Raw genomic sequence first — 14,257 nt, forward strand, 5'->3', positions numbered from 1 at the left:
CCGGCGCGCCGTCAGGCCCCGAGACCGAAGACCCGCTCGGCGTTGCGCCGGGCGGCGTCGGCGACGTCCTCGGCCGGCACCCCGCGCAGCGCCGCGATCCCCCGGACCGTCCACGGCAGGCAGTACGGCTCGTTGGCGCGGCCGCGGTGGGGGTGCGGCGTCAGGAACGGGGCGTCGGTCTCCACGAGGAACGCGTCCTCGGGCACCAGCACCGCCGCCTCCTGCAGGTCGTGGGAGTTCCTGAACGTGACCGGGCCCGCGAACGACAGCACGTACCCGGCGTCGACGCACTCGCGCGCCATCGCCGCGTCGCCGGAGAAGCAGTGGAACACCACCGTCTCCGGGGCCCCCTCCTCGCGGAGCAGCCGCAGGACGTCGGCGTGGGCGTCGCGGTCGTGGATCATCAGCGGTTTGCCCAGCCGCTTCGCGAGGTCGATGTGCCAGCGGAACTCGCGCTGCTGGGCCTCGGGCGGCGAGTGGTCCCAGTGGTAGTCCAGCCCCGTCTCCCCCACCGCGACGACGCGCGGGTCGCGGGCCAGCTCCTCGATCTCGGCGCGCTCGGCGTCGCTGACGGCGGCGGTGCGCGTCGGGTGCAGGGCGACGGCCGCGTGCACCCGGTCGTCCCAGTGGGCCGCGCGCACGGCGAACCGGGCGCCGTCGAGGTCGTCGGCGATCGTGACCGCCCGCGTGACGTTCACGGCCGCGGCGCGGTCCATCGCGGCCCGGACGTCCTCGGCGGTGACGCAGCCGCACGCGTCGAGGTGGGTGTGGGAGTCGACGGTGGGCACGCCGAGCGCCACGGGCGGATCAGGAGCAGCCCTGCGCCCGTGCCCGCTCACCGCCGTCCCCGGCACTTCGGAGCCACGATGCCGTTGCCGCGCCCCGGAAACCGCGTTGTGGCTCCGACGTGCGGTCGGGAGGGGGTCACGGGACGATCGGGGCCCACTCCGGGCCCGTCTCGCCCAGCTCCGGGTCCAGTTTCGTGAAGATGGGAGTGGGCTTCTGCAGGGGGCGGCCGATCTCGATCGGGGTGCTCGCCCAGGACGCCTGCTCCGCCGCGTAGTCGCCGGTGAGGACCGGGTAGCCGGGCCCCTCGCCGAGCTCCTCGACCTCGCGGACCTCCGGCTGCGCCGCCCACACGCCGGTGCCGCCCAGCGCCTCGTGCACCTGCTGCGCCGAGTGCGGCAGGAACGGCGTGAGCAGCGTGTTCGCGTCCTGCACGACCTGCAGCGCGGTGTGCAGGATCGTGTCGCGGCGGTCGGGGTCGTCCTTGCGCTTCCACGGCTCCTGGTCGCTCAGGTACCGGTTGGCCAGCGTGACGATCCGCATCGCCTCGCCCGAGGCCTGCTTGAACCGGTTGCGCGCCAGCAGCGCGCCCACCGAGTCGAAACCGGCCCTCGACGCCGCGAGCAGCTCGGCGTCGGCGTCGGTGGGCGCGGTGGGCTTCGGGATCGCGCCGACGTTCTTGTGCGCCATGGAGATCGAGCGGTTGACGAGGTTGCCCCACTCGTTGGCCAGCTCGAAGTTGGTGCGGCGCACGAACTCGTCCCAGGTGAAGTCGGTGTCCTGGTTCTCCGGGCCGGCGGTGGCGATGAAGTAGCGCAGCGCGTCGGGGCCGAACTCCTTCAGGAAGTCGGTCACGTAGATGACGGTGCCGCGGCTGGTGGAGAACTTCGAGCCGCTCATCGTCAGGAACTCCGACGACACGATCTCGTCGGGCAGGTTCAGCGTGCCGAACGCACCGGGCGTGCCGCCCTTGTCGCCCGCCCCGTTCTGGCCGAGCAGCAGCGCCGGCCAGATGACGGAGTGGAAGACGATGTTGTCCTTGCCCATGAAGTAGTAGGCCTGGGCCGACGGGTCGGTCCACCACTTCTTCCAGGCGTCCGGGTCGGGCCCGCGCCGCGCCCACTCCACCGACGCCGACAGGTAGCCGATCACCGCGTCGAACCAGACGTAGAGCCGCTTCATCGGCTGGTCGCTCCAGCCGTCGAGCGGGATGGGGACGCCCCAGTCGAGGTCGCGGGAGATCGCGCGCGGCTTGAGGTCGGCGGCGAGGTTGGCCGAGAACTTCAGGACGTTCGGGCGCCAGTCGGTGCGCGTGGACAGCCACGACCCCAGCGACTCGGCGAACGCGGGCAGGTCGAGGAAGAAGTGCTCGGTCTCGACGAAGACCGGCGTCTCTCCGTTGATCTTCGACTTCGGGTTCTTGAGATCGGCCGGGTCGAGCTGGTTGCCGCAGTTGTCGCACTGGTCGCCGCGCGCGTGCTCGTAGCCGCAGATCGGGCAGGTGCCCTCGACGTAGCGGTCGGGCAGCGTCCGGCCGGTCGACGGGCTGATCGCGCCCATCGCCTTCTTCGTGAACACGTAGCCGTTCTTGTGCAGCGCCAGGAACAGCTGCTGGACGACGGCGTAGTGGTTGCTCGTGGTGGTGCGCGTGAACAGGTCGTAGGACAGGCCGAGGCCCTGCAGGTCCTCCACGATCACGCGGTTGTACTTGTCGGCGAGCTGCCGCGGCGTGAGCCCCTCGGCGTCGGCCTGCACCTGGATCGGCGTGCCGTGCTCGTCGGTGCCGCTGACCATCAGCACGTCGTCGCCGACCATCCGCCGGTAGCGGGAGAAGACGTCGGAGGGCACGCCGAAACCGCTGACGTGACCGATGTGCCGCGGGCCGTTGGCGTAGGGCCAGGCCACGGCGGTCAGCACGTGGGAACTCATGGTGACCAGCGTAGGCCCGGGCGGCCACCGGGTTCCGCGCGGTCGCGGGTCGGCGGATCGGCGAACAGGGTCTCGTCACCTGAGCACAGGTGTGCCTATCCTGTGCCGTGCGCAACCTCGATCAGGTGATGCCCGGGCTGCACGGCGTCGACCTGCACCTCGGCTACCACGGCGTACCCGTCGTGCACGGCGCAGGCGTGGCGCTGGTCCCCGGGCGGATCACGGCGCTGGTCGGGCCCAACGGCAGCGGCAAGTCGACGCTGCTGCGGGCGCTCGCGCGGCTGCACGCGCCCTCCACCGGCGAGATCCACCTGGGCGACGGCACCGACGCGCTCACGCTCACCCGCCGTGACTTCGCCCGCCGCGTCACGCTGCTCGCCCAGAACCGCCCGGTCCCCACGGGGCTGTCGGTGCGCGACGTCGTCGGGTTCGGCCGCCACCCCTACCGCGGCCGGTGGCGCGGCGCCGACCCGGGCGGGCCCGCCGCCGTCGACCGGGCGATGGCGGTGACCCGCGTGCAGGACCTCGCCGACCGCCCCGTCGACGAGCTGTCGGGCGGGCAGCTGCAGCGCGTCTGGCTCGCCGGCTGCCTCGCCCAGGACACCGGCGTGCTGCTGCTCGACGAGCCGACCAACCACCTCGACCTGCGCTACCAGGTCGAGATCCTCGACCTGCTGCGCGACCTCGCCGACGACGACGGCGTGGCGGTCGGCGTGGTGCTGCACGACCTCGACCAGGCCGCGGCCGTCGCCGACGAGATCGCGCTGCTCGCCGAGGGACGGGTGCGCGCCGCCGGCGCCCCCGAGGACGTCCTGACCACCGAGCTCCTCTCAGACGCCTACGGCATCCGCGTCGAGATCGACCACGACCCCGTCACCGGGGCCCTGCGCACCCGGCCGATCGGCCGGCACACCGAACGGAAGGCACTGCGATGAAGAAGGCAGTCCGATGAGGACGAGGTTCCTGCCCGTGCTCGCGGCGGCGGCGCTCGCGCTGGCCGCCTGCGGCACCACCGAGGAGGCCGCGGCCCCCGACGCGGCCCCGGCGGGCGAGCAGATCACCCTGACCGACGCCCGGGGGCAGGAGGTCGTGCTCGACGGGCCCGCCGAGCGCACCGTCGGCCTGGAGTGGAACGTCGTCGAGCACCTGGTCTCGCTCGGGGTGACGCCGGTCGGCGTCGCCGACGTCGAGGGCTACGGGAACTGGGTGCAGAGCGCGCCGCTGACCGGCGAGGTCACCGACGTCGGCGTGCGCGGCGAGCCCAGCGTCGAGTCGATCGCCGCGCTCGCCCCCGACCTCGTGGTCGCCACCACCGACCTGCCCGAGGCCGCGGTCGCGCAGCTGGAGACCGTCGCGCCGGTGCTGCTCGTCCGCTCCGCCGACGCCGCCGACCCGATCGGGCGGATGCGGACCAACGTCGACCTGGTCGCCCGGGCCACCGGCACCCAGGACGCCGCGACGGCGCTGCTGGCCGACTTCGACGCCGCGCTCGCCGAGGGCGCGGCGGCGATCGGCGCCGCCGGGCTGACCGGCCGGCCGATGGCCTTCTCCGACGCCTACGTCGACGGCGGTCAGCTCTCCATCCGGCCGTTCACCGGCGGCTCGCTGGCCGGGGCGGTGGCCGCGGAGATCGGGCTGCCCAGCGCCTGGACGGTCGAGGGCGACCCCGACTACGGCCTGGCCTCCACCGACGTCGAGGGGCTGACCGCGCTGGGCGACGTGGAGTACGTCTACTACGACAACGCCGCGGTGACCCCCGACCCGATCACCGAGACGCTCACCGGCAACGCGGTGTGGGAGTCGCTGCCCTTCGTCCGGGCGGGCAACGTCACCCGGCTGCCCGACGGCATCTGGATGTTCGGCGGGCCCGCGTCGATGCAGGCCTACGTCGACGCCGTGGTCACCGCGGTGACCGGCTGACGTGACGCTCGCCCCCACCGCTCCCGCGACGGCGGCACCGGTCCCGGCCCGGCCGCTGCGCGTCACCGGCGCCACCGTCGCGGGCACGGTCCTGGTCGCCCTGGTCGCGGCCGTGCACCTCACCCAGGGCACGGCCGCGGTCGACGCCGCCGACCTCTGGGCGCTGCTGACCGGCGGCGGCACCGACCAGGCCGCGGCCGTGGTCGTCGCCTCGCGGCTGCCCCGGCTGCTGGCCGGGCTCGTCGTCGGGGCGGCGCTGGGCGCGGCGGGGGCGGCGCTGCAGTCGATCGCGCGCAACTCCCTGGCCGCCCCGGACACCCTCGGGGTGAACGCCGGCGCGCACCTCGCGGTGGTGGCCGTCGCCGCGGTCGGGGTGAGCCTGCCGTTCTACGCCTCCGGGCTGCTCGCGTTCGCCGGCGGGCTGGTCGCGGCCGGGCTGGTGCTGGCGCTGTCCGCGGGCGGGGGCTCGGCGCCGACCCGGCTGGTCCTGGCCGGCTCGGCGGTGTCGCTGGCGCTCCACGCGCTCACCACCGTGCTGCTGCTGCTGTTCGCCCAGGAGACCTCCGGGCTCTACGCCTGGGGCAGCGGGTCGCTGGCGCAGACGGGGCTGTCCGCGGTCGGGCAGGCCGCGCCGGTGGTGGCGCTCGGGATCGCCGCGCTGGTCCTGCTCGGGCGGCGCCTGGACGTGCTCGGTCTCGGCGACGACACCGCCGAGGTGCTGGGCGTGCCGGTGCGCCGCACGCGCGTGGTCGTCGTGGTGCTGGCGGTGCTGCTCGCGGCCGCGGCGGTCACCGTGGCGGGTCCGGTCGGGTTCGTCGGGCTGTGCGCACCCGCGGCGGTCCGGATCGTCGCGCCGCTGGTGCCGGGGATGCACCGGCACCGGGTGCTGGTGCCGTTCTCGGCACTGGCCGGGGTCGCGGTCGTGCTCGGCGCGGACGTCGTGGTCCGTGCCGCGCTCGGCGGGCAGGCCGGGGTGGAGGTGCCCACGGGCGTCGTCACGACGGTGTTCGGCGCGGTCGTGCTGGTGCTGCTGGCCCAGCGGTTCCGCGACTCGGGGCCGGTGCGCCACGCGCCGTCGGCGCGGTCGGCACGGCTGCGCGACCGGCGCGCGTTCGCCGTCGTCGTGGCCGTGCTGGTGGTGGCCACCGCGGGCGTCGCGGCCGGGGCGCTGCTGCTCGGCGACGCCACCCTGCTCGGCGGTGACGTCGTCAACTGGCTCGCCGGGCGCGGCGGCCGGGTCACCACGTTCGTGCTCGACACCCGGGCGCCGCGGGTGCTCGCGGCGCTGCTGGCCGGCGCGGCGCTGGCGCTCGCCGGGACCGCGGTGCAGGCCGTGTGCCGCAACCCGCTCGCCGAACCCGGGCTGCTCGGCGTCAGCGGCGGGGCGGGGCTGGCCGCCGTCGCCGCGATCACCCTGGCGCCCACGCTCGGCACCTGGACCCTCGCCGGCATCACCGCCGCCGGCGCGCTGGTCGCGTGTGCGCTGGTGTTCGGCCTCGCCGCCCGCGGCGGGCTCGCCTCCGACCGGCTCGTGCTGATCGGGGTCGGCGTCTCCTACGGGACGCTGTCGCTGATCACCGTACTGATCGTGCAGACCGACCCGTTCAACGAGACCAAGGCCCTGACCTGGCTGTCGGGTTCCACCTACGGCCGGACCGTCGTCCACCTCGTCCCGGTGCTGGTCGCGCTCGTGCTGGCCACCGTGCTGCTCGCCCGCGCCCGCGAGGAGCTCGACCTGATGGCGCTCGACGACGACACCCCGCGGGTGCTGGGCATCGCGCTGGGCCGCACCCGGCTGGCGCTGCTCACCGTGTCGGCGCTGCTCACCGCGGCCGCCGTGGCCGCGGTCGGGGTGATCTCGTTCGTCGGGCTGGTCGCCCCGCACGCCGCCCGCGCGCTCGTCGGGTCGCGGCACGCGCGCGTCGTCCCGGTGGCGATGCTGCTCGGCGCGGTGCTGGTGTGCGTGGCCGACGTGCTGGGCCGCACCGTGATCGCGCCGGCCCAGCTCCCGGCGGGCCTGCTGACGTCGCTGATCGGGACGCCGTACTTCGTCTACCTGCTCTGGCGCTCCCGGGCCCGCTGACCCGGGCCCGGGACCGCCGGGACGGCTAGAGGATGTAGAGCATCTCCTGGTAGGTCGGCAGCGGCCACAGGTCGTCGGCGACGACGCCCTCGAGCACGTCCGCGGCCTCGCGGACCGCCGCCATCGCCGGGAGCAGCTCGTCGCGGGCGTGCTCGGCCTCGTCGAGCGCGGTCTCCCCCGGCTCGGCCGCCAGCGCGGCCTTCAGCGTCGCGAGCGCGGAGCGCAGGGCGGTGAGCGGGCCGGTGACCTCCGCGAGCGCGGACGCGTCGGCCTCCACCCCTGCCGACCGCAGCGCCCCGAGGTTGACCGCCAGCTCCGTCTGGTGGCGCACCGCCGCCGGGAGGATCGACGTCGACCCGACCTCCAGCGTGATCCGCGCCTCGACGCCGACGGTCAGCGCGTACTGCTCCAGCCCGACCTCGTAGCGGCTGTGCATCTCCCGGTGGTTGAACACGCCGTAGCGCTCGAACAGCTCCATCGCGGGCGCGGCGATCAGCTCCGGCAGGGCGTCGAGGGTGGTGCGCAGGTTCGGCAGCCCGCGCTCGGCCGCCTCGACCTGCCACTTGTCGGAGTACCCGTCGCCGTTGAACACGACCGCGCCGTGCGTGGCGATGATCTCGGTGAGCAGGTCCTGCACCGCGGTGTCGAAGTCGGTGCCCGCCGCCACCGCGGTCTCCAGCTCGGTGGCGCAGTGGTCGAGCGCCTCGGCCATGATCGTGTTGATCGTGACCATCGGCCCCGCGACCGTCTGCATGGAGCCCGGGGCGCGGAACTCGAACCGGTTGCCGGTGAACGCGAACGGGCTGGTGCGGTTGCGGTCGCCGGGGTCGGTCGGCAGCACGGGCAGGGTGTCGACGCCGATCACCATCGTCCCCTTGCTCTTCGACGACGTGGCGCGGCCCTTGGCGATCTGGTCGAACACGTCCGCGAGCTGGTCACCCAGGAAGATCGAGATGATCGCGGGCGGTGCCTCGTTCGCGCCGAGGCGGTGGTCGTTCGTCGCCGACGCCACCGACGCCCGCAGCAGGCCCGAGTACTTGTGCACCGCGCGGATCACGGCCGCGCAGAACACCAGGAACTGGGCGTTCTCGTGCGGGGTGTCCCCGGGGACGAGCAGGCTGCCCAGGTCGGCGTTGCCGAGCGAGAAGTTGACGTGCTTGCCCGACCCGTTGACGCCCTCGAACGGCTTCTCGTGGAACAGGCACTCCATCCCGTGCTTCTTCGCGATGGTCTTGAACGTCGTCATGAGCAGCTGCTGGTGGTCGGCCGCGACGTTGGCGCGCTCGAACATCGGCGCGATCTCGAACTGCCCGGGCGCGACCTCGTTGTGCCGCGTCTTCGCCGGGATGCCGAGCTTGAACAGCTCCCGCTCGGTGTCCATCATGAACCCGAGGACCCGCTCGGGGATGGCGCCGAAGTAGTGGTCGTCGAACTCCTGCCCCTTCGGCGGCTTCGCGCCGAACAGGGTGCGGCCGGCGTTGAGCAGGTCGGGCCGGGCCAGGAAGAAGTGCCGGTCGACCAGGAAGTACTCCTGCTCCGGGCCGCAGAACGACACGATGTGGCCCGGCTGCTCGTGCCCGAACAGCTTCAGGACGCGCTCGGCGTGCACGCCCATCGCCTGCTGCGAGCGCAGCAGCGGCGTCTTGTGGTCGAGCGCCTCGCCGGTCATCGACACGAACACCGTCGGGATGCACAGCGTGTTGCCGTTCGGGTTCTCCAGGACGTACGCCGGGCTGGTGACGTCCCAGCCGGTGTAGCCGCGGGCCTCGAACGTGTTGCGCAGCCCGCCGCTGGGGAAGCTGGACGCGTCCGGCTCGCCCTGGACGAGGGTCTTCCCGGCGAACTCGGCGAGCGCCGAGCCGTCCGACACGGGCTCCAGGAAGCTGTCGTGCTTCTCCGCGGTCAGCCCGGTCAGCGGGTAGAAGACGTGCGCGTAGTGGGTGGCGCCCTTCTCCAGGGCCCAGTCCTTCATCGCCGACGCGACGGCGTCGGCGACCAGGGGGTCGAGCCGGGCACCGCGCTCGATGGTGGCCATGACCGACCGGAACACCGACTTCGGCAGCCGCTTCTGCATCACGGCCTTGTTGAACACGTTCTCGCCGAACACCTCGCCCGGGGCCTCCCCGGCGTGGCTGATCGTCGGCGGGACGTAGGCCTCGACGTCCTTGATCGCCTGCAGACGGACGGTGTTTCCACTCATTTTCCCGGCCCTTCGATCGGCTCGCTCCACGGCCGCGCACGAGCTCGGCCGGTCGACGCTACGAATCCGGCGTGCCGGTGGTGTTTCGTCGCGGTGACACCGGCGTGCGCCAGGTCAATTCCCCGTGCCGCTTTCGCCGATCGGCCGATCGGGACCGGCGACCGCCCTAGTGTCGTGACCGTGTCGTCACCGGACCGCCGCCTCCACGACGGACGGATCGTGACCACGCGGACGGAGCTGCTGCGCCGCCTCGGCGTGCCCGCGCCGACCGGGGAGGCCTGGTACCGCGACCGGGACCGCAACGGGCACCCGCCGCCGGTCGCCGCGGTGGGCAGGCGCCGGTACTTCGACGAGGCCACGCTGCTCGCCTGGGTCCACGCCCAGCTCCATCCCGCCCCCGCACCGGCCCGGATCGTGCGCAACGGCCGCACGCTCGTCAGCCGCGCGGAGCTCGCGCGGCTCGCCGGGCTCCCCGAACCGGTGCTCGCCGACCTCTACGCCCGGCGGGCCACCACCCGCCACCCGGTCGCGGTGCACCGGCACCGCCTCGACCTCTACTTCGACGAGGTCGAGGCGCTGGCCTGGCACGCCGCCCGGCTGGCGGGGCCGTCACGCCGGCGGAGCGGGCGCTGACGCGACGGGCGCCGGGGCGAGGGGCGCCGCGGCCGTCCGCGCCTCCCCCGCCCTGACCACGACGACCCCGCCCAGGACGAGCAGGCCGCCGAGCAGCTGGATCCCGGACGGTGCCTCGGCCAGCAGGATCCACGCGCAGGCCAGCGCGGCGAGCACCTCGCCCAGCGCGACGAAGGACGCGAGCCGGGACCCGAGCCTGCGGGTGGCGGCGATGCCGCTGACGTAGGCGAGCGCGGCGGTGACCAGGCCGAGCGCGGCCACCGGCAGCCACCACGGCACGGCGAACCCGCTGAACGCGACCGGCGCCGCCGTCACCGCGAACGGCAGGATCCCCACCGCCCCCGCCAGCAGCAGGGTGCCGCCGCCGACCAGCAGCCCGCCCGCGGCGAGCACGACCGGGGGGAGTCCCTCGACGTCGCGCGAGGAGAGCACGAAGTACGACGCCGCCCCGACCATCGCCCCCAGCGCCCACAGCACGCCGACGACGCTCACGTCGGCCCCGGACAGCACGTCGAGCACGAGCACCAGCCCGGCGGCCCCGAGGACCGCGCCCAGCGCCGTCAGCCGGCCCGGGCGCTGCCCCTGGCGCAGCCAGAGCCACAGCACGACCGCGACGGGCGCGGTGTACTCGATGAGCAGCGCGACCCCGACCTCCATGTGCGCCACCGCGTTGAAGTAGGCGAGCTGGCAGCCCGCGACGGCGAGCAGGCCGAACCCGACGATCAGCCCGACGTTGCGCCGCACCGGCGCCCAGCGCCCGCGCAGCTGCCGCACCGCGACGGGCACGAGCACGGCCGCCGCCAGCAGCACCCGGACGGCTACCGCCGCGGCGGCCGACCAGCCCGCGTCCATCAGCCCGCGGGCCAGCGGGCCGGAGAGCCCGAACGATGCCGCGGACACGACGGCGAGCCCCAGTCCGGAGGTGAGCCGCGCCGAACTGTCAGGTGCCAACGTCGTCATGGGTCATGACGCTAGGGTCCGTGCCGTAAGGTGTCAACGTGGTCTTCGCTCATGACACGAACGCGTCGCTGCAGGCCGCGGTCGTCCTTGCCAACTCCGCGCTGGAACCCGACACGCTGACCACGGTCGCCCAGCTCGACGCGTTCTACGCGGAGTTCTCCTACACCGGCACCCACGACGGCGACGCGGCCGAGCTGGCGGCGGTCCGGGCGCTGCGCGGTCCGCTGCGCGAGCTGCTCACCGCCGACCGGGACACCGCGGTGCGGCTGGTCAACCGGACGCTGGCCGAGCGCGACGTCCGCCCGCGGCTCGTGCGCCACGACGGCTGGGACTACCACCTGCACGTCACCGACCCGGCCGCCCCGCTGGCCGACCAGATCGCCGTGGAGACGGCGATGGCGATGGTCGACGTCATCCGCGCCGACGAGCTGGGTCGGCTCTCGATCTGCGCCGACGACACCTGCGACGGCGTGGTACTCGACCTGTCCCGCAACCGCTCGCGGCGCTTCTGCAGCACGGCCTGCACCAACCGCGTGGCCGCGGCGGCGTACCGGGCCCGGCGCTCCGGCTGACCCGCCTCAGCCCAGCGCGCGGTCCAGGTTGATCGCCGCGCTGATCAGCGACAGGTGGGTGAAGGCCTGGGGGAAGTTGCCGAGCTGGTCCCCGGTCAGGCCGATCTCCTCGGCGTAGAGCCCGAGGTGGTTGGCGTAGGTGAACATCTTTTCCAGCGCGACCCGAGCCTCGGGGAGCCGGCCGGCGCGGGTGAGCGCCTCGACGTACCAGAACGAGCACATCGAGAACGTGCCCTCGTCGCCGTCGATGCCGTCCGGGGCGTCGTAGCGGAAGACCAGGGTGTCGACGACGAGCTCCTCCTCGATCGCGCGCAGCGTCGAGAGGAACCGCGGCTCGGTCGGCGCCACGAACTTCACCATGGGCATGAGCAGCACCGACGCGTCGAGCGTGGTCGCGTCGTAGCGCTGCACGAACGAGCCGCGCTCGGCGTCCCAGCCGCGGTCCATGATCTGGTGGTAGATCTCGTCGCGGGTGGTGGTCCAGCCGGAGAGGTCGCCGGGCAGGCCGCGGCGGCGGGCCATCCGGATCATCCGCTCCAGCGCGACCCAGCACATCAGCCGCGAGTAGACGTGGTCGCCGCGGCCGCCGCGGGTCTCCCAGATGCCCTCGTCGGGCCGGTCCCAGTGCTCGCGCAGCCAGTCGATGGCCCCGCAGAGGTTCTGCCAGTCGTCGTGGGAGATCCCGGCGCCGTACTTGTCGTAGAGGTAGACCGAGTCGATGATCTCGCCGTAGACGTCGAGCTGGAGCTGGTCGCCCGCCCCGTTGCCGACCAGCACCGGCGTCGAGCCGCGGTAGCCGGACAGGTGCTCCAGCTCGACCTCGGCGGGCGGCGGGTCGCCGTCGATGGTGTACATGACGCGCAGCGGGCCGCTCTCGTCGTCGCGCGGCTCGGCGAAGCGGTCGGTCAGCCACCCGACGAACGCGCCCGCCTCGCGCGTGAACCCCAAGCGCAGCAGCGCGTAGAGGGAGAAGGCGGCGTCGCGCAGCCACACGTAGCGGTAGTCCCAGTTGCGCTCGCCGCCGAGCTCCTCGGGCAGCCCCATCGTCGGGGCGGCGACGATCGCGCCGGTCGGTTCGTGGGTCAGCAGCTTAAGCGTGATCGCCGAGCGGTGCACCATCTCGCGCCAGCGCCCGGTGTAGGTCGAGCTGGTGAGCCAGTCGCGCCAGAACCGCAGGGTGGCGTCGAACAGCGCGTCGACGTCGGACGGCGCGAGGTCGTCCGGCACGTCGTCGGAGGGGTCCCCGACGGCGAGCACGAACAGCGCGCTCTCCCCCGCCGCGAGGTCGAACTCGGCGGACGCGTCGGCGTCGCCCGTGGCCAGCCCGACGGAGCTGCCGACAGCGAGCGTCAGGTCCTCGCCGGTGAACAGGACCCCGCCCGGCACCGCCTTGGCCGCGGCCCGCTCGCGCGCGTACCCCGGGCGGGGCACGATCTCGGTCCGCATCCCGACCTCGCCCCGCACGTTCAGCACGCGCCGCACCAGCCGCTGCGGCCCGTCCCCGACGGGCATGAAGTCCTGCACCTCGACGATGCCGTGCTCGGTGAGGAAGCGCGTGACGAGCACGGCGGAGTCCGGGTAGTAGAACTGGCTGCGCGAGGCGACCTCACAGGTCGGCGCCATCGCCCAGTGCCCGCCGCCCTCGGCGTCGAGCACGGCGGCGAACGCGCTGGGCGCGTCGAAGCGGCCGGGGCAGAACCAGTCGACGGTGCCGTCGGTGCCGACGAGCGCGGCCGAGCGCAGGTCGCCGATGAGGCCGTGCTCGGCGATCGGGAGGTAGCTCACCCGGGCAGCCGCCAACCGCGCTCGCCGGCCAGGTCGAGCGCCTCCTGCGGCCCCCACGACCCCTGCTCGTAGCGGTGCACCGGCGGCGGGTCGGCGAGCACCGGGTCGCACAGCTCCCAGAGCCGCTCCACCTCGCGCGTGCTGGTGAACAGCGTGTGGTCGCCCGCCATCGCGTCGAGGAGGAGCTTCTCGTAGGCCTCCAGCGAGTCCTCGCCGCCGAACCGCAGCGACAGCGTGTGGGCCTCCAGCGCGAGCTCGGGCCCGGGCGTCTTGGTGCGGATGTCGAGGGAGATGCGCGGCTCGTCGGTCAGCTCCAGCACCAGCTCGTTCGGGGCGCCGTCGGTCTCGCCCGCGAACATCGCCAGCGGCGGCTCCCGGAAGCCGAGCGTGATCGTCCGCCGGGTGGCGCCCATCGACTTGCCGGTGCGCAGCAGGAACGGCACGCCCTTCCAGCGCCAGTTGTCGATGTGGGCCTCGATCGCGACGAACGTCTCGACGTCGGAGTCGTCGTCGACGCCCTCCTCGTCGCGGTAGCCCGCGTACTGGCCGAACACGACGCGCTCGGGATCCAGCGGCCGGATCGCGCGGAAGACCTTGGCCTTCTCCTCGTGCAGCGCGTCGGCGTCGAGGACGACGGGCGGCTCCAGCGCGACGAACCCGAGCAGCTGGAACAGGTGCGTGGAGATCATGTCGCGGAACGTGCCCGTCGACTCCATGAACGACGCCCGGCCCTCGATCCCGATCTCCTCCGGCACGTCGATCTGCACGTAGGCGACGTGCTGGGCGTTCCAGATCGGCTCCATGAGCCCGTTGGCGAAGCGCAGCGCGAGGATGTTCTGCACCGCCTCCTTGCCCAGGAAGTGGTCGATGCGGAAGACGTCGTCCTCGCCGAAGGTGCCCAGCACCGCCGCGTTGAGCGCCTTCGCCGAGGCCAGGTCGCTGCCGAACGGCTTCTCCAGGACGAGATGGGCGCGTTCGGCGAGACCCGTCGAGTCGAGCATCGCGATCATGGGTTCCATCGCCGACGGGGGGACCGACAGGTACAGCAGCCGCCGGACGTCGTCCCCGCCCAGGTCCTTCTCGGCCTCGGCCACCGCGGCGGCGAGGTCGTCACCGTCGTCGGCCGAGGACACGACGAACCGGATCCCGGACGCGAACTCCGCCCACTCCTCGCCCCCGTCCTCGGGGGCGACGGACGAGCGGAACTCCTCGTCGGAGCCGGGCGAGTGCCGGCCGGTTCCGATGATCCGTACCTCGGGCAGGAGCCCGGCGCGGTGCAGGCGGAACAGGCCCGGGAACAACTTGCGCTTCGCCAGGTCGCCGGACGCGCCGAACAGGACCAGGACGTGGGGTGACGTCATGGGACCAGCTACCCGCTACGGCTACCGT

11 protein-coding genes are annotated in these 14,257 nt (G+C 73.6%); 5 read left to right on the forward strand and 6 right to left on the reverse strand.

The window, feature by feature from the left end; all coding sequences use genetic code 11:
* Window positions 1-11: 11 nt before the first annotated feature.
* A complete protein-coding gene (locus tag H6H00_RS04375) occupies window positions 12-800 on the reverse strand; it encodes a TatD family hydrolase (RefSeq protein WP_255425573.1) in 789 nt (262 codons plus the stop codon).
* A gap of 124 nt (window positions 801-924) precedes the next feature.
* Window positions 925-2,715 carry a methionine--tRNA ligase gene (gene metG, locus H6H00_RS04380; RefSeq protein WP_185720073.1) on the reverse strand — a complete coding sequence of 597 codons (1,791 nt, stop codon included), beginning with the start codon at window positions 2,713-2,715 and terminating at the stop codon, window positions 925-927.
* A 128-nt stretch (window positions 2,716-2,843) separates the two neighbouring features.
* On the opposite strand from metG, the gene H6H00_RS04385 reads away from it, so the two are divergent.
* The 3 genes from H6H00_RS04385 to H6H00_RS04395 are packed head-to-tail and all read left to right on the forward strand — an operon-like array spanning window position 2,844 to window position 6,718.
* A complete protein-coding gene (locus H6H00_RS04385) occupies window positions 2,844-3,650 on the forward strand; it encodes an ABC transporter ATP-binding protein (RefSeq protein WP_185722160.1) in 807 nt (268 codons plus the stop codon).
* 13 nt (window positions 3,651-3,663) lie between these two features.
* Window positions 3,664-4,635, forward strand: a complete 972-nt coding sequence (locus H6H00_RS04390) for an iron-siderophore ABC transporter substrate-binding protein (RefSeq protein ID WP_185720074.1) — start codon at window positions 3,664-3,666, stop codon at window positions 4,633-4,635.
* 1 nt (window position 4,636) lies between these two features.
* The gene (locus H6H00_RS04395; protein ID WP_185720075.1) at window positions 4,637-6,718 is read left to right on the forward strand and encodes an iron ABC transporter permease; all 2,082 of its coding nucleotides are present in this window, start codon (window positions 4,637-4,639) and stop codon (window positions 6,716-6,718) included.
* Between the two features lie 25 nt (window positions 6,719-6,743).
* Here H6H00_RS04395 and H6H00_RS04400 read toward each other — a convergent pair whose 3' ends face one another.
* Window positions 6,744-8,918: a glutamine synthetase III family protein gene (locus H6H00_RS04400; protein WP_185720076.1), complete on the reverse strand. Its 2,175-nt coding sequence runs from the start codon at window positions 8,916-8,918 to the stop codon at window positions 6,744-6,746.
* 219 nt (window positions 8,919-9,137) lie between these two features.
* Between H6H00_RS04400 and H6H00_RS04405 the strand changes: the two genes are divergently transcribed.
* Entirely contained in the window at window positions 9,138-9,551 is a 414-nt protein-coding gene (locus H6H00_RS04405; RefSeq protein WP_185720077.1) for a hypothetical protein, read from the forward strand.
* Here H6H00_RS04405 and H6H00_RS04410 read toward each other — a convergent pair.
* Window positions 9,528-10,511, reverse strand: coding sequence for an EamA family transporter (locus tag H6H00_RS04410; protein ID WP_185720078.1), 984 nt, complete (start codon window positions 10,509-10,511; stop codon window positions 9,528-9,530). The two genes, H6H00_RS04405 and H6H00_RS04410, sit on opposite strands and share 24 nt — an antisense overlap.
* Window positions 10,512-10,549: 38 nt before the next feature.
* On the opposite strand from H6H00_RS04410, the gene H6H00_RS04415 reads away from it, so the two are divergent.
* A complete protein-coding gene (locus H6H00_RS04415; protein ID WP_185720079.1) occupies window positions 10,550-11,083 on the forward strand; it encodes a CGNR zinc finger domain-containing protein in 534 nt (177 codons plus the stop codon).
* Window positions 11,084-11,089: 6 nt separating this feature from the next.
* Here H6H00_RS04415 and H6H00_RS04420 read toward each other — a convergent pair whose 3' ends face one another.
* Window positions 11,090-12,868 carry a glycoside hydrolase family 15 protein gene (locus H6H00_RS04420; RefSeq protein WP_221775789.1) on the reverse strand — a complete coding sequence of 593 codons (1,779 nt, stop codon included), beginning with the start codon at window positions 12,866-12,868 and terminating at the stop codon, window positions 11,090-11,092.
* Window positions 12,865-14,229, reverse strand: a complete 1,365-nt coding sequence (zwf, locus tag H6H00_RS04425; protein ID WP_185720081.1) for a glucose-6-phosphate dehydrogenase — start codon at window positions 14,227-14,229, stop codon at window positions 12,865-12,867. Before zwf ends, H6H00_RS04420 begins: the two co-directional genes overlap by 4 nt.
* Between the last annotated feature and the right edge of the window lie 28 nt (window positions 14,230-14,257).

This window comes from Pseudonocardia petroleophila (assembly GCF_014235185.1).
GTDB classification, from domain to species: domain Bacteria; phylum Actinomycetota; class Actinomycetes; order Mycobacteriales; family Pseudonocardiaceae; genus Pseudonocardia; species Pseudonocardia petroleophila.

Coding starts and splice junctions, on each gene's coding strand:
- H6H00_RS04400 (WP_185720076.1), bottom strand. CDS start 8,918: ATGAGTGGAAACACCGTCCGTCTGCAGGCGATCAAGGACGTCGAGGCC.
- H6H00_RS04410 (WP_185720078.1), bottom strand. CDS start 10,511: ATGACGACGTTGGCACCTGACAGTTCGGCGCGGCTCACCTCCGGACTG.
- H6H00_RS04390 (WP_185720074.1), top strand. CDS start 3,664: ATGAGGACGAGGTTCCTGCCCGTGCTCGCGGCGGCGGCGCTCGCGCTG.
- H6H00_RS04385 (WP_185722160.1), top strand. CDS start 2,844: ATGCCCGGGCTGCACGGCGTCGACCTGCACCTCGGCTACCACGGCGTA.
- metG (WP_185720073.1), bottom strand. CDS start 2,715: ATGAGTTCCCACGTGCTGACCGCCGTGGCCTGGCCCTACGCCAACGGC.
- zwf (WP_185720081.1), bottom strand. CDS start 14,229: ATGACGTCACCCCACGTCCTGGTCCTGTTCGGCGCGTCCGGCGACCTG.